Origin of the sequence: Flavobacterium tibetense (assembly GCF_003293845.1) — a bacterium.
GTDB classification, from domain to species: Bacteria; Bacteroidota; Bacteroidia; order Flavobacteriales; family Flavobacteriaceae; genus Flavobacterium; species Flavobacterium tibetense.
On sequence record NZ_QLST01000005.1, the window covers coordinates 57,782 to 80,800 of the forward strand.

General features: G+C 32.8%; 23 protein-coding genes. 15 read left to right on the forward strand and 8 right to left on the reverse strand.

Annotation, left to right across the window (positions count from 1 at the left end; all coding sequences use genetic code 11):
* Nucleotides 1–25: 25 nt before the first annotated feature.
* Nucleotides 26–1,693 carry a PspC domain-containing protein gene (locus DPN68_RS05125; RefSeq protein ID WP_113988576.1) on the reverse strand — a complete coding sequence of 556 codons (1,668 nt, stop codon included), beginning with the start codon at nt 1,691–1,693 and terminating at the stop codon, nt 26–28.
* Between the two features lie 5 nt (nt 1,694–1,698).
* A complete protein-coding gene (locus DPN68_RS05130; protein ID WP_113988577.1) occupies nt 1,699–2,028 on the reverse strand; it encodes a PadR family transcriptional regulator in 330 nt (109 codons plus the stop codon).
* A gap of 165 nt (nt 2,029–2,193) precedes the next feature.
* Here DPN68_RS05130 and DPN68_RS05135 point away from each other — a divergent pair, with 165 nt between their 5' ends.
* Both DPN68_RS05135 and DPN68_RS05140 read left to right on the forward strand, forming a co-directional pair.
* Entirely contained in the window at nt 2,194–2,649 is a 456-nt protein-coding gene (locus tag DPN68_RS05135) for a DUF4442 domain-containing protein (RefSeq protein ID WP_113988578.1), read from the forward strand.
* Nucleotides 2,650–2,731: 82 nt separating this feature from the next.
* The gene (locus tag DPN68_RS05140; RefSeq protein ID WP_113988579.1) at nt 2,732–3,637 is read left to right on the forward strand and encodes a TIGR01777 family oxidoreductase; all 906 of its coding nucleotides are present in this window, start codon (nt 2,732–2,734) and stop codon (nt 3,635–3,637) included.
* A 43-nt stretch (nt 3,638–3,680) separates the two neighbouring features.
* On the opposite strand, the gene DPN68_RS05145 is transcribed toward DPN68_RS05140, so the two are convergent.
* The gene (locus DPN68_RS05145) at nt 3,681–4,337 is read right to left on the reverse strand and encodes a YceI family protein (RefSeq protein WP_113988580.1); all 657 of its coding nucleotides are present in this window, start codon (nt 4,335–4,337) and stop codon (nt 3,681–3,683) included.
* Nucleotides 4,338–4,545: 208 nt separating this feature from the next.
* Here DPN68_RS05145 and DPN68_RS05150 point away from each other — a divergent pair, with 208 nt between their 5' ends.
* The 8 genes from DPN68_RS05150 (at nt 4,546) to DPN68_RS05185 (ending at nt 11,816) form a co-directional block, all read left to right on the forward strand.
* Nucleotides 4,546–5,109 carry a nucleotide exchange factor GrpE gene (locus DPN68_RS05150; RefSeq protein WP_113988581.1) on the forward strand — a complete coding sequence of 188 codons (564 nt, stop codon included), beginning with the start codon at nt 4,546–4,548 and terminating at the stop codon, nt 5,107–5,109.
* Between the two features lie 67 nt (nt 5,110–5,176).
* Complete coding sequence (gene dnaJ, locus DPN68_RS05155; RefSeq protein WP_113988582.1) at nt 5,177–6,292, forward strand: molecular chaperone DnaJ; 1,116 nt, start codon at nt 5,177–5,179, stop codon at nt 6,290–6,292.
* A gap of 162 nt (nt 6,293–6,454) precedes the next feature.
* Nucleotides 6,455–7,375 (forward strand): ABC transporter ATP-binding protein, encoded by a 921-nt coding sequence (locus DPN68_RS05160; RefSeq protein ID WP_113988700.1) that lies wholly within the window; start codon nt 6,455–6,457, stop codon nt 7,373–7,375.
* A gap of 2 nt (nt 7,376–7,377) precedes the next feature.
* Entirely contained in the window at nt 7,378–8,691 is a 1,314-nt protein-coding gene (locus tag DPN68_RS05165; protein WP_113988583.1) for an ABC transporter permease, read from the forward strand.
* Nucleotides 8,692–8,790: 99 nt separating this feature from the next.
* Nucleotides 8,791–9,624 (forward strand): mechanosensitive ion channel family protein, encoded by an 834-nt coding sequence (locus DPN68_RS05170; protein ID WP_113988584.1) that lies wholly within the window; start codon nt 8,791–8,793, stop codon nt 9,622–9,624.
* 99 nt (nt 9,625–9,723) lie between these two features.
* Nucleotides 9,724–10,887, forward strand: a complete 1,164-nt coding sequence (locus tag DPN68_RS05175; RefSeq protein ID WP_113988585.1) for a sigma-54-dependent transcriptional regulator — start codon at nt 9,724–9,726, stop codon at nt 10,885–10,887.
* A 67-nt stretch (nt 10,888–10,954) separates the two neighbouring features.
* Complete coding sequence (locus DPN68_RS05180) at nt 10,955–11,587, forward strand: DEAD/DEAH box helicase (protein ID WP_113988586.1); 633 nt, start codon at nt 10,955–10,957, stop codon at nt 11,585–11,587.
* Nucleotides 11,588–11,597: 10 nt separating this feature from the next.
* Complete coding sequence (locus DPN68_RS05185) at nt 11,598–11,816, forward strand: DUF2007 domain-containing protein (protein WP_113988701.1); 219 nt, start codon at nt 11,598–11,600, stop codon at nt 11,814–11,816.
* A 36-nt stretch (nt 11,817–11,852) separates the two neighbouring features.
* Here the strand turns inward: DPN68_RS05185 and DPN68_RS05190 are convergent, their stop codons facing one another.
* On the reverse strand, nt 11,853–12,452 hold the full coding sequence (locus DPN68_RS05190) for a YceI family protein (protein WP_113988587.1): 600 nt from the start codon (nt 12,450–12,452) through the stop codon (nt 11,853–11,855).
* Between the two features lie 212 nt (nt 12,453–12,664).
* On the opposite strand from DPN68_RS05190, the gene DPN68_RS05195 reads away from it, so the two are divergent.
* Together DPN68_RS05195 and DPN68_RS05200 are read left to right on the forward strand one after the other, a co-directional pair.
* On the forward strand, nt 12,665–14,299 hold the full coding sequence (locus DPN68_RS05195; protein ID WP_113988588.1) for an ABC-F family ATP-binding cassette domain-containing protein: 1,635 nt from the start codon (nt 12,665–12,667) through the stop codon (nt 14,297–14,299).
* Nucleotides 14,300–14,395: 96 nt separating this feature from the next.
* The gene (locus DPN68_RS05200) at nt 14,396–16,036 is read left to right on the forward strand and encodes an amidase family protein (protein ID WP_113988589.1); all 1,641 of its coding nucleotides are present in this window, start codon (nt 14,396–14,398) and stop codon (nt 16,034–16,036) included.
* 24 nt (nt 16,037–16,060) lie between these two features.
* Here DPN68_RS05200 and DPN68_RS05205 read toward each other — a convergent pair whose 3' ends face one another.
* From DPN68_RS05205 to DPN68_RS05220, 4 genes are all read right to left on the reverse strand, one after another.
* Nucleotides 16,061–16,567 carry an FEKKY domain-containing protein gene (locus DPN68_RS05205; protein WP_113988590.1) on the reverse strand — a complete coding sequence of 169 codons (507 nt, stop codon included), beginning with the start codon at nt 16,565–16,567 and terminating at the stop codon, nt 16,061–16,063.
* Between the two features lie 86 nt (nt 16,568–16,653).
* Nucleotides 16,654–18,792 carry a vWA domain-containing protein gene (locus DPN68_RS05210; RefSeq protein WP_113988591.1) on the reverse strand — a complete coding sequence of 713 codons (2,139 nt, stop codon included), beginning with the start codon at nt 18,790–18,792 and terminating at the stop codon, nt 16,654–16,656.
* 39 nt (nt 18,793–18,831) lie between these two features.
* On the reverse strand, nt 18,832–19,716 hold the full coding sequence (locus tag DPN68_RS05215; protein WP_113988592.1) for a hypothetical protein: 885 nt from the start codon (nt 19,714–19,716) through the stop codon (nt 18,832–18,834).
* Nucleotides 19,717–19,718: 2 nt separating this feature from the next.
* On the reverse strand, nt 19,719–20,252 hold the full coding sequence (locus tag DPN68_RS05220; RefSeq protein WP_113988593.1) for an RNA polymerase sigma factor: 534 nt from the start codon (nt 20,250–20,252) through the stop codon (nt 19,719–19,721).
* A gap of 146 nt (nt 20,253–20,398) precedes the next feature.
* Between DPN68_RS05220 and DPN68_RS05225 the strand changes: the two genes are divergently transcribed.
* The 3 genes from DPN68_RS05225 to DPN68_RS05235 are packed head-to-tail and all read left to right on the forward strand — an operon-like array spanning nt 20,399 to nt 23,018.
* On the forward strand, nt 20,399–21,280 hold the full coding sequence (locus DPN68_RS05225; protein ID WP_113988702.1) for a PPK2 family polyphosphate kinase: 882 nt from the start codon (nt 20,399–20,401) through the stop codon (nt 21,278–21,280).
* 52 nt (nt 21,281–21,332) lie between these two features.
* Complete coding sequence (locus DPN68_RS05230) at nt 21,333–22,754, forward strand: MATE family efflux transporter (protein ID WP_113988594.1); 1,422 nt, start codon at nt 21,333–21,335, stop codon at nt 22,752–22,754.
* Nucleotides 22,755–22,787: 33 nt separating this feature from the next.
* The gene (locus DPN68_RS05235) at nt 22,788–23,018 is read left to right on the forward strand and encodes a hypothetical protein (RefSeq protein WP_113988595.1); all 231 of its coding nucleotides are present in this window, start codon (nt 22,788–22,790) and stop codon (nt 23,016–23,018) included.
* The last annotated feature ends 1 nt before the right edge of the window (nt 23,019 follow it).

A 23,019-nucleotide genomic window follows, 5' to 3' on the forward strand; every position in this document is an offset into this window, starting at 1 on the left:
ATAGTTTTTTATAGTTGTTGTGTTTTTATTTTGTTTGAATGTTTACTCCATCTTCTTTAACGTTAATTTGAATTTCTTTATTGTTAAGTCTGATGGATAGATTTTCGTCTAATGGCTCGTCATTGACATTGTCAGGACAATTTAAGCATTCCATTTCTTTGTTGTTTACTTTGTAATAATAATTCTCTTTTCCATAATAAATATCAATATCGGAGTTGTGTGAACTCAAAAATTTGCTGATACTTTCATCTGGATAAAGAACCGTTCCTTCTGGTAAATACAAATAAACATGCACTTCTTGGTTTCTAAATTTATTTTCGAAGGCTGTGGTAAAATAGTTGTCTAAATTAATTCTATTTCCTTGAATATCAAAATTATAGTTTATTTTTTCGGCTCTGCTTTTAGCATCTTTATACGATTTACCATCAGCATCTTTTTCGATTTGAACAAAAGGAACGGTTTCGTCAGTATGCATTAAATGAATTCGTACGCTATTGGAATAAATAACTTCATTATTGTTTTCATCTTGCACTAACTTGTTTCTTTCTCTTTGGTTCACGTTTTTGGCAAAAAAATCATTAAAACGCATTTTTACATATAAGGTGTCTGTTGGTTGTACACTAACTTGTTCTTTTTGCGTGGTTTTTCCATTGTAACCAATTTCATTGAACTGTTTGATTCCTAAATAAATACAGCTTGCTAAAGATATAATCCAAATGGCCAAAAGTGTATATTTTACATAATTTCCAATGGATTTCATGTTGCTAATTAATAATTTTAAACCCAATATCAAGAAAAAGAAAAGTGGAATTCCAATACTCAATAACAATAAAATACCTTGCAGCCATAGCGGAACATCAGTGTTAAACGGACTACTAATATGATTGAAAATAAAAGTATCTGGCATGGTTGCTGAAAAAATCATAAAAAGCGATCCAACAAGAATTCCAATTAAACTCATTGCTGCAAAAAAGAAGACAAAAGCTCCAATTATCTTTCCAATAGCTTTAAATATAGCAGTTAGAATTTCACCTATTGCAGAAGCTACTTTATCTGCACCTGTTTTTGCGCCAGCTGCAATTTTTTGATGGTCTAAATTGTTGATTTTCCCTGAAATTTCATCAAATCCTTCCTTTACTTTTTTTTCGATACTTGAAATGGTTATAGGTTCACCACGCATTTCTAATTTTTGCGCAGTTGTTTCGGCAGCTGGAATTAATATCCATAAAATAAGATATACTAAAATTCCTGTTCCAAAACCAAATATTAAAACCACCATCAATAAACGTAACCATAATGGATCTACACCTACATAATGTCCAATACCTGATAAAACTCCACCTAAAATAGCATTGTCTTTATCTCTATATAATTTCTTGCTTTGTGGTATGTTATAATAGTTTTTAGAACTTTCTTTATAATTTGGTTCTTCATCAATTTTATAGTCTTCCGGTTGTCCCATGATACTAATTACTTCTTCAACTTCAGAAAGACCAATCACCGTTTTTTCGTTTTTCAATTTATCTTGAAAAATTTCAGCCACTCTACTTTCAATGTCTTTCATGATTTCATCTCTTCCTTCAGAAGAAAGTGAACGCTTAACCGCTTCAAAATAGCGACTTAACTTTTGGTACGCATCTTCATCAATGTGAAAGAAAAATCCACCTAAATTTATACTAACTGTTTTGTTCATGATTTCTAGTTTTGTTGGGTTATAATGTTTACAGCGTCAGACAATTCAGTCCAAGTGTTGTTTAGTTCTAATAAAAATTCTTTGCCTTCATCTGTTAAGCCATAGTATTTTCTTGGCGGTCCAGAAGTGGATTCTTCCCATCGGTAATGAAGTAATCCGTCGTTTTTCAATCGCGTTAGTAGTGGGTATACTGTTCCTTCTACCACTAGTAATTTTGCATCTTTGAGTGTTTCTAGAATTTCTGAAGTGTATGCATCACTGTTTCTTAAGACTGATAAGATGCAAAACTCCAAAACTCCTTTTCTCATTTGTGCTTTAGTGTTTTCTATGTTCATGGTTTTTTCATTAAAGATTTATAACCTATTAATTTCTTATACAAAGATAAGTCTAAAAGCAAGTATTATGTTACGCATAGTACTAATATTTAACATAAATTTAACATTTTTAATTTTATATGAGTGCATACTATTTTTTGTATTTTTACCGAAAATAAAGGCCTTATGAAATTTACACCTTTTAAATTGAATCTTTATATGTTTTTCAAATTGCCATCGGCATTTTGGGCTGGAGTGCGAGTAAAAAGTATTACGGCGGACGAGTGTAGTACTAAAGTTACGCACCGTTGGTTCAATCAGAATCCTTTTAATTCTATGTATTTTGCAGTACAAGCAATGGCAGCTGAATTTACAACAGGAGCTTTGGTTATGTATCAAATTAAACAAACAGATAAAAATATTTCTATGTTGGTAGCAAAAAACAAAGCTACTTTTACTAAAAAAGCCACTGGAAAAATAATTTTCACCTGTAAAGAAGGCTTACTTGTAAAGGAAACCATTGCAAAAGCTATTGCAACTCAAGAAGGGCAAACAATTTGGTTAACATCATTAGGTTTCAATTCAAAAGGAGAGCAAGTTTCCGAGTTTAAGTTTGAATGGACAATCAAAGTAAGACAATAAGGTTCCCTAACTTTTGTTAATATAAGTTAATTGTCATCCTTTTCCAGAATTTCGTTCGTAAATTTGAATAAAATATCTGAAAATGAAAGTTTTAATTACAGGAGCAACTGGGTTAGTTGGAAGTGAAATTGTGAAATTGTTTCTTCAAAATGGAGTTCAAATTCATTATTTGTCATCTTCTAAACGTAAGTTAGAACAAAAAGAAAATTACAAAGGTTTTTATTGGAATCCTGCAACTTCAGAAATGGATACCAATGCATTTGAAGGCGTCACTACTATTATTCATTTAGCAGGAGCTTCGGTTGCTAAACGTTGGACTAAATCACACAAACAAGAAATTATTGAAAGTAGGGTTTTGAGTACCAAATTATTATTTCAATATCTTGCTAAAAATTCACATCAAGTAACTCACGTTATAAGTGCATCAGCAATTGGGATTTATCCGCATAGCTTTGATGCCATTTACAACGAATCTAATTTAGAGGTTGATGATTCCTTTCTAGGAAGTGTAGTAGCTAAATGGGAAGATGAAATAAACGCTTTTGAACGTTTGGGAATAAAAGTTTCCAAAGTACGAATAGGAATTGTACTCGCTAAAAAAGGTGGTGCACTGCAAGAAATGGTAAAACCCATAAGTATGGGAGTTGGTGCTGCTTTTGGCTCTGGCGAACAATACCAATCATGGATTCATGTACAGGATTTAGCTCAGATTTTCTATTTTATTATGCAATACCAATACGAAGGTGTTTTTAATGGTGTTTCTCCTTACCCAGTTACCAATAATGAAATGACTAAAGCAATTGGGAAAGTGTTAGGAAAGCCTCTTTTTCTTCCTAATATTCCTAAATTTGTTATGAAAATACTGTTAGGTGAAATGCATGAAATATTGTTTTCAAGCCAGCATGTTAGTGCTAGAAAATTATTAGACAAAGGTTTTCAATTTCAATTTGCTGCTTTAGATAAAGCATTGCTAAATTTGTTAAAATAAAAAAAGCACCAATTAAGGTGCTTTAATTTTTTTGTCTGGAATATTATTTCTTTGCTATAACTTTTACAACTAATTCAATATCGTCATCAATAAATTTATCTTTAAGATTATCAAAAAGTGATTTTGAAGCATAGTTTACATTCCAAGTTGTTCTATTGATTTTGAACGGATCAGAAGTAAGTTTAATTTCTGTGTCTGTCATGATGATTTCAGCTGAAAAATTTACTTCTTTTGAAATTCCTTTTAATGTTAAAATTCCTTTTACAAAATAAGCTCCGCTTTCTGGTTCTGCACTTAGCATTTTAAAGTTTCCAGTAGGATATTTAGTAACATTGAAAAAGTGATCTTCAGACTCTTTGTCTCCAGTTCCTTTTAAATGTGTTTCCAAATTCATTTTGTCTTCACCTTCTAAATCTGTCACAGTGATACTATTCATGGCGATAGTAAAATTACCACCTGTTACATTTCCATCAGTAACATCAAAACTTCCATCAGCTAGTGAAATAGTTCCGGTATGTTTTCCGGCTGGTTTAGAGCCTACCCAATTAATCACAGAACTAGCAGCATCTACAGTATAAGATCCTGAGGCACTTGATTCAGATGCTTCATCTGTTTTTGTAGCATCTTCAGTTGATTCTTTTTTGCAACTTGTAAAACTAATCAACGCAATAATAGCAAAACTTAATAAAGATTTTTTCATAGTAAAATAAATTTTATTGGTTTAATTTTTTTATGACTCTCAAAAGTCACCTTCAAATATAATTAAATTTAATGATACAATAAACATAAAAAAGTGTAAAATTATTCCTAAAAACTATAAAATTTAAATAATTTCACAAAATGAGTATGACAATTTGACATTTATTCAGGTTTGGCAATACATTTGCAATTCAAATTAAAATAAAAAAATGTTCAAAAAAATATTTAAAAATATGAGTCAAGATACTACTGAAAACATCGAAAAAGATAACATTCAAGAGGAAAATGTTTCAGAAAATCAAGAAATACAACAACCAGAATTAACTATTGAAGAACAATTGCAAGAAGATTTAGCAAAGGAAAAAGATCGTTTTTTGCGACTTTTTGCTGAGTTTGAAAATTTCAAAAAACGTACTTCAAAAGAGCGTATAGATTTGTTTAAGACAGCTAATCAAGAGGTTTTACAAGCCATATTACCAGTTTTAGATGATTTTGATAGAGCTTGGGTTCAAATTGAAAAATCGGAAGACGAAGCATTAGTACAAGGTGTGGCATTGATTCATGAAAAACTAAAATCAACTTTGGTAGGTAAAGGTTTGGAACAAATTGATGTAAAGCCAGGAGATGCTTTTGATGCTGACTTTGCAGAAGCTATTACACAAATTCCAGCGCCAACTGCAGAATTGAAAGGAAAAATTGTGGATGTAATTGAAAAAGGATACAAGTTAGGCGATAGAATTATTCGTTTTCCAAAGGTTGTAATTGGAAATTAATTTCAATTACAACCATTTGTAGAAATGCGATTCATCGCGTTTATAATCATTATTATAGTATTTAAAAATGAAAAAAGATTTTTACGAAATATTAGGTATTGGCAAAAGCGCAACGGCTGAAGAAATTAAAAAAGCCTACCGAAAAAAAGCGATTCAATACCATCCTGATAAAAATCCAGGCGATAAAGAAGCGGAAGAAAATTTTAAATTGGCAGCTGAAGCTTACGAAGTATTAAGCGATCCTAACAAGAAAGCGAAGTACGATCAATACGGTCATCAAGCTTTTGAAAATGGCGGATTTGGTGGTGGTCATCACATGAATATGGATGATATTTTTAGTCAATTTGGTGATATTTTTGGAAGTGCTTTTGGTGGTGGATTCGGCGGATTCGGCGGCGGTGGCGGTCAAAGACGTGTAAAAGGAAGCAACTTAAGAATCAAAGTGAAACTTACTTTGGAAGACATCGTTAACGGTGTAGAAAAGAAAGTAAAAGTAAAACGTAAAGTACAAGCTAAAGGTGTAACTTACAGAACGTGTCCAACGTGTAACGGTTCTGGACAAATAATGAAAGTGGCCAATACGATTCTAGGAAGAATGCAAACTGCGACGACTTGTCATGTTTGTAGTGGTTCCGGACAAATCTTAGATCAAAAACCTGCAGGTGCCGATGCACAAGGTATGATTATGGATGAAGATACGGTTTCAATCAAAATTCCAGCTGGAGTAGTGGATGGAATGCAATTAAAAGTGGCTGGCAAAGGAAATGAAGCGCCTGGAACCAATAGTATTCCCGGAGATTTAATTGTAGCTATAGAAGAAGTTGAGCATGAGTTTTTAAAACGTGAAGGAGAAAATCTTCATTACGATTTATATATCAGTTTTCCAGAAGCAGCACTAGGAGTTTCTAAAGAAATTGAAGCTGTTGGTGGAAAAGTCCGAATCAAATTAGATGAAGGCATTCAATCGGGTAAAATTTTAAGACTAAAAGGAAAAGGAATTCCAAATATAAACGGCTACGGAAATGGCGATTTATTAGTTCATGTAAATGTTTGGACTCCAAAAACATTAAACAAAGAACAAAAGCAATTTTTCGAAAAAATGCTAAATGATGAAAACTTTATTCCTTCTCCAGAAAAGACAGATAAATCTTTTTTTGAAAAAGTAAAAGATATGTTTTCATAATTAAATAAAAATATATACATTTGAACTTCACTTTTTTAGGAAAGTGATTTTCTTTTTCATAGCAATTTTTCCCATCCTGTTGTCAAAGATAGGGTGGGTTTTTTTTGTAACAAAATCCTTATTTTTACTACTAATAAAACAAAAATCACTAAAACTTATTCAATGAGTGCTATTTTAGAAGTTCAAAACGTCATCAAACAATACGGTGATTATACAGCGCTAAATAATGTGTCATTAACCATTCCAAAAGGAAGTATTTATGGTTTATTGGGACCAAATGGGGCTGGGAAAACATCGCTAATCAGAATTATTAACCAAATTACTATTCCTGATAGTGGAACCGTTTTATTTGATGGTGAAGTTTTAAAACCAGAACACGTGAGTGCCATTGGTTACTTGCCAGAGGAACGCGGTTTGTACAAAACCATGAAAGTAGGCGAACAATGTTTGTATTTGGCACAATTAAAAGGATTAAGTCAGCAAGAAGCTAAAAAACAATTGAAATATTGGTTCGAAAAATTCGAGATCGAAAGTTGGTGGGACAAAAAAATACAAGAACTTTCTAAAGGAATGGCGCAAAAAATCCAGTTTGTAGTAACGGTTTTACACCAACCCAAATTATTAATTTTAGACGAACCGTTCTCAGGATTTGACCCAGTAAATGCCAATTTAATCAAAGACGAAATCATTGAACTAAATAAAAAAGGAACTTCCGTAATTTTTTCTACACACCGAATGGAATCTGTAGAAGAAATGTGTGATCATATTGCGTTAATTCACAAATCCAATAAATTAATCGAAGGAAAATTAAACGATGTAAAACGTCAATACAGAAGTAATTCTTTCCAAGTTGGTATTTTAACCAATAATGTAGAAGGTTTGATGTATCAATTGACGCAAAAATTCACTGTTGGACAAACTAATTTTAAATCTCTTAATGAAGATTTGAAGTTAGAAGTACAATTAGGAAATCACAACTCAAATGAATTGTTGTCAATTTTAACCGAATTTGGTCAAGTAACGCATTTCGTAGAAAAAATCCCGAGTGTTAATGATATTTTTATTCAAACAGTAAGCCAATAATTATGAGCAAATTAACTTTAATTATAAAAAGAGAATTTATTGCCAAAGTGCGTAATAAATCATTCATCGTAATGACGTTTTTGAGTCCGTTATTGTTTGTGGGAATGGCGGTTTTGATTGGCTTTTTAGCGTCAATGAATAAAGATTCGGTAACCCAAATTGCCATTCATGATGAAGCGGGTTATTTAAAAAACGATTTTAAAAGCGACAAGCATACACAATATGTTGATTTGTCAGAAATGCCATTTGCAATTGCCAAAGATACGGCTGGGAAAAACTACAAAGGTTTGCTTTTTATTCCAAAAGTAGCGGCTTTACCAGAATTGGATGGAAAAGTAGAATACATTTCCGATGACAGTCCAAGTATGGAATTTATTACCAATGTAGAACGTGTAATTAATGCCAAAATCACTAAAGAAAATTTAGACGTTCTAGGTTTTGATACCGAAAAAATAGAAAAAGCAAAAGCAAAAACATCTTTAAAATTATCCAAATTTTCAGGTGAAGAAAGCCTAAAAGGATTGAACGAAATCAAAGTAGCAATTGGCGGTTTCATGGGATATATGATTATGATGTTTATTATCATTTATGGAAATTTCGTAATGCGAAGCGTAATTGAAGAAAAAACCAATCGTATTATCGAAATCATCATTTCATCAGTAAAACCATTCCAATTGATGATGGGAAAAATCATTGGAAATTCATTGGCTGGAATTTTACAGTTTATGATTTGGGCAGTTGTAGGAGCATTATTATTCTTTATTGCTTCCTCATTTTTTGGATTACAAATGGGAGCATCTTCCGCAGTTTCCCCAGAAATGATGGAACAAGCGCAACAAGCGGCTGGTTTGTCAAAAGTGCAATTGTATATCAATGAAATTTTAAATTTACCATTAACCTTAATGTTGGTTTCATTCGTAATCTTTTTCATTGGTGGTTACTTTTTATATAGTTCGTTGTATGCAGCCATTGGAGCAGCAGTGGACTCAGAAACCGATTCGCAACAGTTTTTATTGCCAATCATAATGCCATTGATGTTAGCGGTTTACATTGGATTTTTTACCGTAATCAATGATCCACATGGGACTGTAGCAACTGTTTTTTCCATTATTCCGTTTACTTCGCCAATTGTAATGTTGATGCGAATTCCGTTTTTAGATTCAAGTCATTATTGGCAACTGATAGTTTCGATTATTCTTTTGTTTGCTACCTTTGCTTTTGTAGTTTGGTTTGCTTCTAAAATTTATCGCGTAGGTATTTTGATGTACGGCAAAAAACCAACTTGGAAGGAATTATACAAATGGATGAAATATTAATAAAGTGCAAAGTTTAAAGTACAAAGTTTAAAGTAAAGAGTTCAGAAGTTTTTCTTTTGAACTCTTTTTTTTGTAACTTACAATTCAATTTTAAAACACATGGAAATAATAGATCAAATAAAGGAGCTTTTTGGTTTTAGTCTTATTAAGACAGAAGAAATAAACATCACATTAGGCGCAATAATTGCATTGGTAATTGCTTTTTTGATAACTTCTTATGTTCTTAAAATTGTTCGTAAAGTGGTTACTCGTAATCTTCCCAACGAAGACAAAAACAAGTTTGTAAGTGTTTTTCAATTCATACAATACATTGTGTATGTTTTTGTGATAATGTTTACCTTACGAACTTCCGGAGTAGACGTAAGTGTTTTGTTAACCGCATCTGCGGCAATTTTTATTGGTTTGGGTTTTGCTTTGCAGCAGTTGTTTCAAGATTTGATTTCTGGAGTATTAATTATTCTTGACCAATCCCTTCATGTAGGCGATATTATTGAAATTGATGGGAAAGTGTGTCGAGTTGAAAAAATAAGTTTGCGTTCTACCAAAGCCGTTACCAGAAACGATCGTGTTATGGTAATTCCCAATCACAAGTTTTTAAGTGACATTTTATTCAATTGGACACAGAATAGTCCTGAAATTAGAGAAAATATTAGGGTTGGCGTTGCTTATGGTTCCGATACCAAATTGGTACAAACCATTCTAGAGAATTGCGCCAAACAACATTCAGCGGTTTTAAAAGATCGTCCAATTGTAGCGTTGTTTCAAGATTTTGGTGATTCTTCCTTAGATTTTGAATTGTTTTTCTTTATCAATGATGCTTTTACTGTTCCAAAAACCAAAAGTGAAATTCGTTTTGCAATTGACCAAGAATTTCGTGCCAACAAAGTTAGTATTCCTTTTCCACAACGCGATATTCACATCATTTCAAAGTAAATTGGTCTGATTCTTGCTTTACAAAAAAAGAAATTCTATATTTTTGTTAACTTTGCCAATACCAATTACCTGAAACCTATTACCAAATACCAATAAAAAATGCCAAAAATTTTAATCATTGAAGACGAAGCAGCCATCAGAAGAGTACTAAATAAAATTCTTTCCGAAGAAAATGATACCTATCAAGTAGAAGAAGCGGAAGATGGTTTACAAGGTGTAGAGAAAATAAAAAATGAAGATTATGATTTGGTGTTGTGCGACATCAAAATGCCAAAAATGGACGGTGTTGAGGTTTTGGAAGCGGTAAAAAAGATAAAACCTGAAATTCCAATGGTGATGATTTCCGGTCATGGTGATTTGGAAACAGCCGTAAATACCATGCGATTAGGTGCTTTCGATTATATTTCAAAGCCACCTGATTTGAATCGTTTATTGAATACGGTTCGTAATGCATTGGACAGAAAACAATTGGTAGTTGAGAATAAAATCTTGAAAAAGAAAGTTTCTAAAAACTACGAGATGATAGGAAACAGCGAAGCCATCAATCATATCAAAACAATGATTGAAAAAGTAGCGCCAACAGATGCCAGAGTGTTAATCACAGGGCCAAATGGAACGGGAAAAGAATTAGTAGCACACCAATTACACGAAAAAAGCGAGCGTTGCAATGCGCCAATTATTGAAGTAAACTGCGCAGCAATTCCATCAGAACTTATTGAAAGTGAATTGTTTGGTCATGTTAAAGGCGCTTTTACTTCTGCCGTTAAAGATAGAGCGGGAAAATTTGAAGCAGCCCATAACGGAACTATTTTTTTAGATGAAATTGGTGATATGAGTTTGCCAGCGCAAGCTAAAGTTTTACGAGCATTACAAGAAAATTTAATTCAACGTGTTGGTGCTGATAAAGATATTAAAGTGGATGTTCGTGTGATTGCAGCAACCAATAAAGATTTAAAAAAGGAAATAGAAGAAGGTCGTTTTCGTGAAGATTTGTATCATCGATTAGCGGTTATTTTAATAAAAGTTCCTGCTTTGAATGAAAGGAGAGAAGATATTCCTGAATTGATAGTGCATTTTGCTGCAAAAATTGCATTAGAACAAGGGAACTCTACAAAACAATTTTCGAAAGCAGCAATAAAATTACTCCAAGAGTACGATTGGACCGGAAATATTCGCGAACTTCGCAACGTGATAGAGCGATTGATCATTTTGGGTGGAAATGAGATTTCGGAACAAGATGTACAACTATTCGCAAGCAAATAACTAAATCTAAATTTGAAAACAATTAATGTTTTAGATTTTTTAGATTTTTCAATTTTTAGATGATACAATGCAGTTAAAAAAAATAAACGAAGGTTTACAACAACGCCTAATAGCTCAAGGTTTAACAGAAGCTAATGAATTGCAACGAGAAACTTTTTCAACGATTAAAAGTGGTGCAGATGCGGTAATTCAATCGCCAAAAGGAACTGGAAAAACCACAACTATAGTGATTAATGTTATTCAACGCTTAGTAAAACCAACGGAAGAATCACCACGAGCTTTAATCATGGTTGAGGATAAACCTCAAGTTCTAGAAATGCTCGATTTGTTCAACCAATTAGGGAAAAACAATGATTTGCGTGTTTATGGTGTTCACGATAAAACCGATTTAGACGAAGATAAAAACCAAATTTCATTAGGAATTGACGTTTTGATTGGTACACCAAGTAAATTAAACGTAATGTTTTCAACTGCTGGTTATAATGTTAACCGATTGCAAATGGTAATAGTTGACGATGCAGACATTTTATTGAAATACAGATTAGATGCTGTAATTAAAAGAATTTCGGATAGTATTGCTAAAGTACAACGCCTTTTCTTTTGCAGTGAAATAACAGAAAAAGTAGAATTTCTTGCCGAAAAAATTATGATTGAGCCCTTGTTTTTCGAAATGGATGAAACAGACGACGAAACTAACTAAAATAAAGAGAATGGCATTAAAAAAGATTTTTTCCGGAAGCGAAATTATGGCAATGGGATTAAAACAAAAACTAGAAGAGATTTCAATTTTTCCAATAGTGAAAAACAATCTTCAAGCAGCACGCGTTTCAGGTTTTGGAAATATGGGTTTAGCGGTAGAACTTTTTATAGAAGAACGCGATTTACTAAAAGCCGAAAAAGTAATTGAAGATTTCAAAATGAATTTATAAAAAAAGTCCCGATAAAAATCGGGACTTTTTAGTTTTTTATTTAAATAGTACGGATCCTGAAATTGCAACTTCACTCCAAGTTTTACTAACACCATCTGGACCTTTATGTAAGTCAAAACAAGCTTTATTAATAGATTCAACAGCGTCAAGAGCGCCAAAATCTTCCAAATTCAAAGTATGATTCACTGTAAATTTATTATTTGAAAAAGTATGTGCAACTTCTAATTGTTTGGTTACGTCATTTAAAGTTAATGTCATAAAACATTTTCCGTCTCTAAAATTGAATGTACCACCAATCATTTCTGTGTTTTTCAAAACTCCAAAAAAGAATTGTTTTAATTTGCTATCTCTATCCGAGTCATTGGTGAACAAACTGCTGACAGGAATAGAAAAACTTGCGCCTTCTAAAACGGCTTCTGGAGTATCACCCGATTGCGTGTTTTTTAATTCAATTTGGTTGAATTTTCCATTAACGCCCACTTTATCCGTTGTTTTATAAGCAGTCCAATTGACTTGTGTAGAATCTGAAATAATTTGTAAGCCTGTTGGTTCTTCAACTACAACTGCTGTTTTTTCTTCTTTTTTACAGCTAACCAAAAATAAGGTTGCCAAAGCTAATACTGCTATTTTTTTCATTTCAATTGTTTTAATTTATTCCAAAGATACTAAGAATTGTAAGTTGAATCAACATACGAAAGTTAAAAGAATGTTTATTTTCAATTATTTTTGGTTTTAACTTTCTTATTATAATTGCGCAATTGGTTTATTGAATTATCTTTGCCCATCAAAAAAAATCAGCAGTTTTTTAGTCTTCCAACTTCCAACTTCTGACTTCCAATAGTATAATTATGATTACAGTTAACGACATTGCCGTAGAATTTGGCGGAACTACACTTTTTAGCGAAGTTACTTTTGCCATCAATGAAACCGATAAAATTGCCTTAATGGGTAAAAATGGAGCTGGAAAATCTACACTTTTAAAAATTGTTGCAGGACAAAACAAACCAACTCGCGGAAATATCTCGGCACCAAAAGAAGCAGTGATTGCCTATTTGCCTCAGCATTTGTTGTCAAATGACAATTGTACGGTCATGGAAGAAACTTCAAAAGCTTTTGCTGATGTTTTAGATATGAAAGCTGAAATTGAAGAAATCAATGAGCAATTGACTATTCGTACGGATTATGAGAGTGATGCTTACATGAAGTTGATTGAAAGGGTTTCGGAACTTTCTGAAAAATATTATGCTATTGAAGAAGTGAATTATGAAGCAGAAGTTGAAAAGGTATTAAAAGGTTTAGGTTTTGAAAGAGCTGATTTTACTCGTCAAACTTCTGAATTTTCTGGAGGTTGGAGAATGCGTATTGAATTGGCAAAAATTCTTCTAAAAAAACCCGATTTGATTTTATTGGATGAGCCAACCAATCACTTGGATATGGACAGTATTCAATGGTTGGAAGATTTTTTGGTAAACCAAGCCAAAGCAGTTATGGTAATTTCGCACGATAGAGCTTTTGTAGATAATATTACCAATAGAACTATCGAAGTAACAATGGGACGAATTTACGATTACAAAGCCAAATATTCGCACTATTTAGAACTTCGAAAAGATAGAAGAATACACCAACAAAAAGCATACGAAGAGCAACAAAAGTTCATTGCCGAAAATCAAGCGTTTATTGATCGTTTTAGAGGAACTTTTTCAAAAACAGAATCGGTGCAATCGCGTGTTAAAATGTTAGAAAAAATTGTTCCAATTGAAGTGGACGAAGTAGATAATTCGGCTTTAAAATTGAAATTTCCACCTTCGGCTCGTTCTGGACAATATCCAGTTATAGTAAAAGATTTGTGCAAAAGTTATGGCGATAAAGTAATTTTCAAAGATGCCAATATCGTTATCGAACGCGGACAAAAAGTGGCTTTCGTAGGAAAAAATGGTGAAGGAAAATCAACTATGATTAAAGCCATCATGAAAGAAATCGAAATTGATGGCGGAAGCGTTGAAATTGGTCACAATGCGCAAATTGGTTATTTTGCCCAAAATCAAGCGTCGTTATTAGATGAAAATGCCACTATTTTTGAGACTATTGATAGAATTGCTGTTGGAGATGTTCGTACCCAAATAAAAAATATTCTTGGCGCATTCATGTTTCAAGGTGATGATATTCAGAAGAAAGTAAAAGTACTTTCTGGAGGAGAAAAAACGCGTTTGGCGATGATTAAATTGTTGTTAGAACCAGTGAATTTGTTGATTTTGGATGAACCTTCGAATCACTTGGATATGAAAACCAAAGACATCATTAAAGATGCTTTAAGAGATTTCGACGGAACTCTAATCTTAGTTTCCCACGACCGTGATTTCCTTGACGGTTTAGCTGAAAAAGTGTTCGAATTTGGTAACAAACGTGTAAAAGAACATTTCGAAGATTTAAAAGGTTTCTTAGAAATCAAAAAAATGAATTCGTTGAAAGAGATTGAGAAGTAAAAATATTTAATTCAAATAAAGCTCCAAATTTTGGGGCTTTTTTGTTTTTAAAAGTATTCCAATATTTGATATATTTGTTAATCAATAGAAAATAAAATGAAATACAGTTACTTATTTATAGTTTTTGCTTTTTTATCTTGTTCTAAAAATATTACAACCAATAAAACTTGGACTCCTTATGATGAAACTTCTCAAATAGAAAGTTTTGCTACTAAAGAGAATGAAAGAATGCGTTTTAAACTCATTCAATCCAAAAACTTAGATAAGAATTTAATTCTTAAATCAATCCAAAAACAGATTGGTAACTTCAATGAAAATGATTACAGTGAATTATTACCTTATATTTTAGATAAAGACATTTTAGGTATTCAAAGTAGTATTGATGCAAAAAAATTGAATTACGAAAAATTAACTAAATGGTATTTGTATAGAATTTTGAAATTTGAAAGCAATAAAGAAACTTTTTTAAATGCAATTCTTTCCATAAATGAGAACGCCGTTGAAGAAGCAAGACAATGCGATAGTAAAAGAAGTAAAAACAAATCACATCCTATTTTTGGAATGCCAATTTTACTCAAAGACAACATAAATACAAAAGGAATGCCAACTACTGCTGGCGCTGTAGCATTAAAAAATAATACAACAGAAAATGCATTTATTGCGGAACAACTTATTGCCAAAGGAGGTATAATTTTAGGAAAAGTAAATCTAAGTGAATGGGCTTACTTTCTTTGTAACGGTTGTCCTAGCGGTTATAGCGCTTTGGGTGGACAAACTTTAAATCCTTACGGGCGAACAATTTTCGATACAGGCGGATCAAGTTCTGGTAGTGGAGTAGCGGTAGCGGCAAATTATGCGGCAGTGGCTGTTGGTTCTGAAACATCAGGTTCAATTATTTCACCTTCAAGTCAAAACTCCTTAGTCGGATTAAAACCTACTATTGGTTTAGTTAGTAGAACAGGTATAATCCCAATTTCTTCTACTCTAGATACTGCAGGTCCAATGGCTAAAAATACAATTGATGCAGCTATACTTTTATCTGCCATTTCAGGATATGATAAAAATGATGTGTCGACTGTTTCTGGAACTGTTACTAATTTTTGGACTAATCTTTCAAATTCTCCTTTAAAAGGAAAACGTTTTGGTGTATTTAAGTCGCATTTGAATAATCCTATTTACAAAAAAACAATAGAAAATTTGAAGCAACAAGGAGTTGAAATTATCGAAATTCAACCTCAAAATATGGATTTTGGTTCCTTTGTTACTTTTTTAAACGCTGATATGAAAGTAGATTTGCCTAAATATTTAGAAACACATTCTTCTGTTTCAGTTAGTTTTAAAACGGTTAATGATATTGTCAACTTTAACAAACAAGATTCACTTTTAAGAATTCCCTACGGACAAGCTTTATTTGAAGGAATTGTGGCAGAAACTATTTCCGAAAATGATTTCGAGCAATTGAAAATTAAATTTAATAAAGAAGCCGTTTCTTTTTTTGAAACTCCTATTCAAGAGCATAAATTAGATGCTATTTTATCTATAAATAATTATAATTCTGGTCATGCAGCAATGGCTAAATATCCTTGTTTAACTGTTCCTATGGGATATACTGATTTAGGAGAACCCGTTGGTATTACATTTATAGCTCGACCATTTGAAGAGGAAAAATTATTGCAAATAGGTTGTGCTTTTGAAAAAGAATTTCCAGTTAGAATGTCACCGAAGGGTTTTAACTAAAAAAGATTAAGAGTAGTTTACGCCTTATTCTTTCATTTTCCATTTCTCAAAACCAAAAGCACTTGACTTCATTTCTTTTTGCCAATCGGTTCCATAGGTTTCATTAAGCCAATCAAAAACTTGGGCATTTTTGGTTTCATATTTTTCAAAATCTACTGGAGCAATACAACCAAAATTATGGAATATAAAACCATATTTCTTGGCAAATTCCATATCTTCTTTGGTTATAGAAGCTGCAATTCCGCCCAATAAATAGATGGTTTTAGTTTTCATAATGGGTTGAAATATTGGCTTTTTGGTATAAACTTCGATTACGCCGTTTTCTCCTTTTTCTCCATATTTATCAATGGCTTTTTTATCTTTTAAAACGGAAATACTATCTACTAAATTAGGATTAATTTGTTCGAATTGGGAATAAGAAATTATTTTCTGATTTAATACGATTAAAGGTTTCTCTTTGGAAGTTTTTTTATTTTGGCTTATCCCAAAGCTAAAGGTGAATAAAGTGAATATTACGATGAATTTTTTCATAATTTGTTTTTAAAATCCCACAAGGCTATTACACCTTGCAGGATGAATTATTATTTTAAACTGAGACTGAAAACTGCGACAGCCAACTAATTAACCGCTTCAACCAATCGAATGAATTCTGCCCGATAACCGTCTTCATCTTTTGATTTTCCTTGTAATGCCAATGCTTTGATGTCTTTGGAAGTTTTATTGGTGACCAATTTTGAATCGCGCAATTTTAATCCAAACCAAGCAACAGCAGCGCTAAATTTGAAATCTTCAGAAGTTTTTGCTAGCGAAAGTACACTATTTTTGATGGTTTCAACCATTTCAATACTTTTCTCGCCATCAGGTTTTTTATATCTGAATTTTATCGTTGCCAATTCATCCGAATAGTCTTTTGGAGCAATTTTTATTTCAGAATATTTCAAATCGGCAATATCTTGATTGAATGAGCTTTCCACTCCGGTTGGGATAATTTCATACAATGCTGTAACCGAGTGACCGCTGCCTAACTCACCCGCATCAATAGCATCATTTTTAAAATCTTCTGGACGTAATTTTCGGTTTTCGTAGCCAATTAAACGGTAACTTTGCACGTGTTTTGGATTGAATTCAATTTGAATTTTTACATCTTTCGCAATCGCAAACATACTTCCTTTAAATTCTTTTCCAAGAAAACGATTCGCTTCTTGAATGTTATCAATATAAGCATAATTTCCATTGCCTTTATTGGCTAAAATTTCCATTTTGCTGTCTTTGTAATTGCCCATTCCAAAACCCAAACACGTTAAGAAAACACCCGATTTTCTTTTTTCTTCGATTAAGGTTTCCATGTCTTTATTAGAAGAAGCGCCAACATTAAAATCGCCATCAGTTGCTAAAATTACTCGATTATTGCCGCCTTTGATGAAATTTTCGATTGCCATTTTGTATGCCAATTCAATTCCAGCACCACCAGCCGTACTTCCACCAGCCGATAATTTGTCTAATGCTTTTATGATAGTTTCTTTTTCGTCGCCTGATGTTGGAGGTAAAACCATTCCAGCTGCTCCAGCATAAACGACGATGGCTACTTTATCATTTTTACGCAATTGATTGACCAAAACTTTCATCGATTCTTTCAGTAAAGGCAATTTGTTTTGTGAATTCATAGAACCCGAAACATCAATCAAGAAAACAAAATTAGAATTAGGTAATTTATCATTTGGAATTTCTTTTCCTTGTAAACCAATTTTAACCAATTTATGTTTTTCGTTCCAAGGACAATCGCCGTATTCTGTAGCAATGGCAAACGGATAATTTCCTGTTGGTTTTTCGTAATTGTATTTGAAAAAATTGACCATTTCTTCCACACGAACAGCATCTTTTGGAACGGTTTGTCCTTGGTTAATAAAACGACGAACATTGGTATAAGAAGCATTGTCAACATCAATAGAAAACGTGGATAAAGGTTCGCTTTTTGGACTTGTAAATTGGTTTTCAACAAACAATTCATAATCTTCTTGATTAGGTTCAATTGATGGAATTGAGTTATCAAAAGGTGCAATTTCTTTTATTAAAATGTCTTTTTTTTCGGTTGGTAATCCATTTTTAGTTATAATAGTAACGGCTCCATTTTTGCCTCGACTTCCGTATAATGCTGTTGATTTTTCATCTTTTAATACTACTACTTTTTCAATATCATTGGGATTTAACTTTCTAAAATCTTCAGCCCTTGCGGGTTTTCCATCGATAATATATATGGGTTCCTGCTTTTTATCTAAAGAGGAAACACCTCTGATTACAACATTGGAATTTCCTGGTGCACCAGAACTTGTGCCAATTTGAAGACCATTACCTTGACCTTGCAACATTGTGCTTTTTACTTTTGGTGCGTTGTCGTCAAAAACAACTCTTTCTTCTTTTATATATCCTTGAACTACAACTTCACTTCCAGTCAAAATGTCTTCTTTCATTGTAATATTGACTGTAGTTTTTTTACCAACAGTAATAGATTGCGTTTTATAACCAATGTAAGAGAACAATAAAACATCTTTCTCATTGGCAATTATGGCATATTTTCCATCAAAATCGGTTGTGGTTTTTTTGTTGGTTCCTTTGATGGTTACAGAAACGCCAGGTAACGGACCAAGAGCATCTGAAACTACTCCAGAAATCTTTTGTTCGGTGAATTTTACGGTGGTCAGATTAAGGAAAGTTATAAGCATAATAATCCCTAATGAAATAATTTTTACATTTTTCATGATTCTAATTTTTAAATGAAACGATTGAATTAGAAGGCGTTACTTTTTGGGTTTGCCCTCTTTGGTTTTAATGATAACTACTCCTTTTTTTCCTTTTTCGCCATAGGCTTTCAGAGCGTCCTCTTCTTGTAATATGGTGGTGGAAATAATATCTTGCTTTTGCAAGGGCGCATACGGACTCGTTGGGTTAGGTCCAAAAAGTTCCTGTTCGGTATACATCACTCCGTTAATAATGTAAATGGGATCGTTGAGTATAATAACGGCTTCCAAATCTTCGTTAGCAATATTTTTAATATCACTGGTTTTCGAAGCTTTTCCATCAATAACAACTAATGGTGGTAATTTTTTCCCAACATCATCTGTATCTGAAGCAATAAAATTGGAATAAGCTTCACTTTTTTTAGCTTTAGTTGTTGGAGCGAAACTAGATACTGCTTTATTCTCAAAATCAGCAGCAGCAGGAGAAATTTCCTTGGCATTGTAGAAACCTTGTGTAGCTTTTTCAGAAACTATAATCTCATTATTTTTGTTTACAATAACTTCTTCAGCCATCACAAGTGTTGGTTTTTCAATGGCTTTTTGCAAAATAATTTCTTTTTCTTCTACTATTTCTGTTTTTTCAGCTGTAACAATTGCTTCTTCTGGTTCAGTTAAAATCGGTTGTAAAGTATCAATAGTAACTACAGTTTCGTTTGTTGTTATGATATTTTCAGGTTGTGAAAATTGATAAATTAATGTTCCAACAATTGCTAACGCAGCCGCTACGCTAAATTTCTTCCAACGGTTATTTTCTTTTTTCAAGACATTGGTATCGAGTTTTTCTTCTACTCGCGACCAAACTTTATCCATACCAGGAAAGCTATCATTGGGCAGCTTTTCAGATGCTTGTTGTATTTTTTTGTGTATTTTATCTTCAGTGTTCATGATTATCGTGCTTTTTGGTAATAAAAAGTTGTGACTAATTCTTTCAATTTGGTTTTAGCAGCATTCAATTGTGATTTCGACGTTCCTTCCGATATTTGAAGTTGTTGGGCAATTTCTTTATGCGAATAACCTTCTACAACAAACAAATTAAAAATCGCTTTACAACCTTCGGGAAGATAATTGAGTAAATTCATCAAATCGGCTTCTTCTAAATCGGTCACTTCATCTGCTAAAGGTTGATTGGCATAACTCATGTCTTCCAAATACAAATTGAAATTCAAATTTTTACGCAATTGCAACAAACATTGGTTCACGGCTATTTTTTTTGCCCAAGCCTCAAAAGCATGTAACTCCTTTAATTGATCAATTTTAGTGAAGATGATGAAAAAAGTATCGGCCAAAACTTCTTCAATCTCTTCCTCTTTTTTCAAATAGCGTTTGCACACATAGTACAACTTGGTCGCCATTTTTTCATAGACGAGCCGCTGGGCTTCCCGTTGTTGCTTTTTACAGGCTTGTATGATGGTTATATCCATATTTTTTTAATTTCAATTTCAACTTGTCCTTGACTTTTGAACTTGTTCTTGCATTTGCTTTTTTATATAGAGTACTAAAAGTTGGAAAAGGTTGGGACGATAGTAAAATATTTTTTAAATTTAGGAATAATTTTAATTCCAATCCAATGAAAAACATTGCAGTTGAATCTTTAAAAGTTACGCAACCCATAACTTTAGCCGAAATACCAACTTTTATTGACGTTGCGACTTCAGAAAAGAAGAAAGAAAAGGAGCTACAAAAAATTCGGGAGAAATTGAGCAAACTGCAAGACAAAATGTACGCCCATAACAAATATGGTGTTTTGATTTGCTTACAAGGAATGGATACAGCAGGAAAAGACAGTTTGATTCGTGAGGTTTTTAAAGAGTTCAATGCACGTGGAGTTAATGTTTACAGTTTTAAAGCACCCAATGGAGCCGAATTAGAGCATGATTACTTGTGGCGCCATTATTTAGCACTTCCAGAAAAAGGAAAGTTTTCAGTTTTTAATCGCACGCATTATGAAAATGTTTTGATAACAAAAGTGCGACCTAACTATATCTTAAACGAAAATATTCCAGGTATAAATTCCGTTGATGATATTACGGATGAATTTTGGGAAAACCGTTTTGAAAGTATCAATAGCTTTGAAAAACATATTACTAACAACGGCGTAATTGTACTTAAATTTTTCTTGCATTTGAGTAAAGAGGAACAAAGATTGCGTTTAGTAAGGAGATTGGATGAAGAAAAACACAACTGGAAATTTTCTCCAGCCGATTTGAAAGAACGAACACTTTGGTCTACGTATCAAGAATGTTATGAAGATATTTTAAATAAAACGTCAAAAGAATATGCACCTTGGTATGTAATTCCAGCAGATAACAAAGAAACGGCTCGTTATTTAGTTGCCAAAACCATTTGGGAAGAACTAGCCAAATACACCGATATTTGTTATCCAGAATTGGACGCTAACATTAAAGAGAATATTGCACATTATCGCGATTCCCTATTATCAGAGCAATAATTTAACGATTTATCTCTAGGTTTATTCTGTATATTTGCACCAAAATTGCAAAATGACCTTAGCGACTTACACCAAAGAGTTTTCATATAACCTTCGATTGGCCTATCCTATTATTTTGGGAATGTTAGGTCATACGGTTGTGGGAATTGTTGATAACATCATGGTTGGGAAATTAGGTCCAGCGGAATTGGCAGCGGTTTCTTTGGGAAATAGCTTTGTATTTATTGCGATGTCATTAGGAATTGGTTTTTCAACAGCAATCACACCATTAGTTGCAGAAGCCGATGGGAAAAATGATGTAGAAAAGGGGAGAAGTGCTTTCCATCACGGATTGTATTTATGTACGATTTTAGGTATTGTACTATTTGGGATTATCTATTTTTCAAAGCCATTAATCGCTTATATGGGACAACCAGAACATGTGGTAACATTGGCAAAACCGTATTTAGATATTGTTGCTTTTTCGTTGATTCCGTTAATTATGTTTCAGGCTTACAAACAGTTTGCTGATGGAATGAGCGAAACTAAATATTCCATGTGGGCAACCATTTTAGCAAATATTGTGAATGTAGTTTTGAATTATTTACTAATTTATGGTATTTGGATTTTTCCTGAATTAGGAATTATTGGTGCAGCTATTGGAACTATCGCTTCCCGTTTTGTGATGTTGGGCTACATGCATTATATGATGAATTTGAAAAAGAAATTTCATCCGTATTTCAAAGGATTCTCATTCAAAGAAATTAAACGCGAAGTGAATCTAACCATCATTCGATTAGGAACGCCATCCGCTATGCAAATGTTTTTTGAAGTCGCACTTTTTACAGGAGCAATCTGGCTTTCGGGTCGATTGGGAACTACTAGTCAAGCGGCGAATCAAATTGCCTTGAGTTTGGCGTCGTTTACGTTTATGTTTGCCATGGGATTGAGTGTAGCAGCGATGATTCGTGTAGGAAATCAAAAAGGTTTGGAAGATTATAAGAAACTTAGAATTGTAGCGCTATCGATTTTTTTATTGGCCACATTTCTAGAAATAATTTTTGCTCTGATTTTCGTTTTGTTTCACCAATATTTACCCCAACTTTTTGTAAACCTAAACGATGCGACTACTTTGGTAGAAAGTCAGGAAGTAATGGCTATTGCTGCCAATTTATTATTAGTTGCGGCAGTATTTCAAATTTCAGATGGATTACAAGTTGTAGTTTTAGGAGCCTTGAGAGGATTGCAAGATGTAAAAATTCCAATGTACATGACTTTTGTGGCGTATTGGGTAATAGGATTTCCAATTTCAATCTATTTAGGATTGTATACTGATTTGAAAGCCGTGGGAATTTGGATAGGATTATTGGCTGGATTAACAGCCGCCGCAATATTTTTGTATATTCGCTTTAATTATCTAACGAAAAAAATGATTCAAGAACAAGTACTAGAACAAGAACAAGAACAAGTACAATTTCAAGTTCAAAAACAATAAACAACAAACAAAAAACTATAAACATTAAATAAAATGGATTTACCAAAATTTGTAATCGGAGACAATACCGATTTTCCTGATGATATTTTTATTATTCATTTAGAATTTCCAAGATTCGTAATCAATTTGAAAGATGACGAAGTAGAATTTTTAGAAGACATCGAAGAAGAAGACGAAAAAGAATTAGAATCAGAAATGGAACATTTAATTACCATTGCTGGAGAATTCTACGATAGAGAAATGGAGCGTTACGAACAAGAGTAAT

What these genes read in the sequence shown, in the direction of transcription:
- DPN68_RS05125 (WP_113988576.1), bottom strand. Translation starts at nt 1,693, where the DNA reads ATGAACAAAACAGTTAGTATAAATTTAGGTGGATTTTTCTTTCACATT.
- DPN68_RS05130 (WP_113988577.1), bottom strand. Translation starts at nt 2,028, where the DNA reads ATGAACATAGAAAACACTAAAGCACAAATGAGAAAAGGAGTTTTGGAG.
- DPN68_RS05135 (WP_113988578.1), top strand. Translation starts at nt 2,194, where the DNA reads ATGAAATTTACACCTTTTAAATTGAATCTTTATATGTTTTTCAAATTG.
- DPN68_RS05140 (WP_113988579.1), top strand. Translation starts at nt 2,732, where the DNA reads ATGAAAGTTTTAATTACAGGAGCAACTGGGTTAGTTGGAAGTGAAATT.
- DPN68_RS05145 (WP_113988580.1), bottom strand. Translation starts at nt 4,337, where the DNA reads ATGAAAAAATCTTTATTAAGTTTTGCTATTATTGCGTTGATTAGTTTT.
- DPN68_RS05150 (WP_113988581.1), top strand. Translation starts at nt 4,546, where the DNA reads ATGTTCAAAAAAATATTTAAAAATATGAGTCAAGATACTACTGAAAAC.
- dnaJ (WP_113988582.1), top strand. Translation starts at nt 5,177, where the DNA reads ATGAAAAAAGATTTTTACGAAATATTAGGTATTGGCAAAAGCGCAACG.
- DPN68_RS05160 (WP_113988700.1), top strand. Translation starts at nt 6,455, where the DNA reads ATGAGTGCTATTTTAGAAGTTCAAAACGTCATCAAACAATACGGTGAT.
- DPN68_RS05165 (WP_113988583.1), top strand. Translation starts at nt 7,378, where the DNA reads ATGAGCAAATTAACTTTAATTATAAAAAGAGAATTTATTGCCAAAGTG.
- DPN68_RS05170 (WP_113988584.1), top strand. Translation starts at nt 8,791, where the DNA reads ATGGAAATAATAGATCAAATAAAGGAGCTTTTTGGTTTTAGTCTTATT.
- DPN68_RS05175 (WP_113988585.1), top strand. Translation starts at nt 9,724, where the DNA reads ATGCCAAAAATTTTAATCATTGAAGACGAAGCAGCCATCAGAAGAGTA.
- DPN68_RS05180 (WP_113988586.1), top strand. Translation starts at nt 10,955, where the DNA reads ATGCAGTTAAAAAAAATAAACGAAGGTTTACAACAACGCCTAATAGCT.
- DPN68_RS05185 (WP_113988701.1), top strand. Translation starts at nt 11,598, where the DNA reads ATGGCATTAAAAAAGATTTTTTCCGGAAGCGAAATTATGGCAATGGGA.
- DPN68_RS05190 (WP_113988587.1), bottom strand. Translation starts at nt 12,452, where the DNA reads ATGAAAAAAATAGCAGTATTAGCTTTGGCAACCTTATTTTTGGTTAGC.
- DPN68_RS05195 (WP_113988588.1), top strand. Translation starts at nt 12,665, where the DNA reads ATGATTACAGTTAACGACATTGCCGTAGAATTTGGCGGAACTACACTT.
- DPN68_RS05200 (WP_113988589.1), top strand. Translation starts at nt 14,396, where the DNA reads ATGAAATACAGTTACTTATTTATAGTTTTTGCTTTTTTATCTTGTTCT.
- DPN68_RS05205 (WP_113988590.1), bottom strand. Translation starts at nt 16,567, where the DNA reads ATGAAAAAATTCATCGTAATATTCACTTTATTCACCTTTAGCTTTGGG.
- DPN68_RS05210 (WP_113988591.1), bottom strand. Translation starts at nt 18,792, where the DNA reads ATGAAAAATGTAAAAATTATTTCATTAGGGATTATTATGCTTATAACT.
- DPN68_RS05215 (WP_113988592.1), bottom strand. Translation starts at nt 19,716, where the DNA reads ATGAACACTGAAGATAAAATACACAAAAAAATACAACAAGCATCTGAA.
- DPN68_RS05220 (WP_113988593.1), bottom strand. Translation starts at nt 20,252, where the DNA reads ATGGATATAACCATCATACAAGCCTGTAAAAAGCAACAACGGGAAGCC.
- DPN68_RS05225 (WP_113988702.1), top strand. Translation starts at nt 20,399, where the DNA reads ATGAAAAACATTGCAGTTGAATCTTTAAAAGTTACGCAACCCATAACT.
- DPN68_RS05230 (WP_113988594.1), top strand. Translation starts at nt 21,333, where the DNA reads ATGACCTTAGCGACTTACACCAAAGAGTTTTCATATAACCTTCGATTG.
- DPN68_RS05235 (WP_113988595.1), top strand. Translation starts at nt 22,788, where the DNA reads ATGGATTTACCAAAATTTGTAATCGGAGACAATACCGATTTTCCTGAT.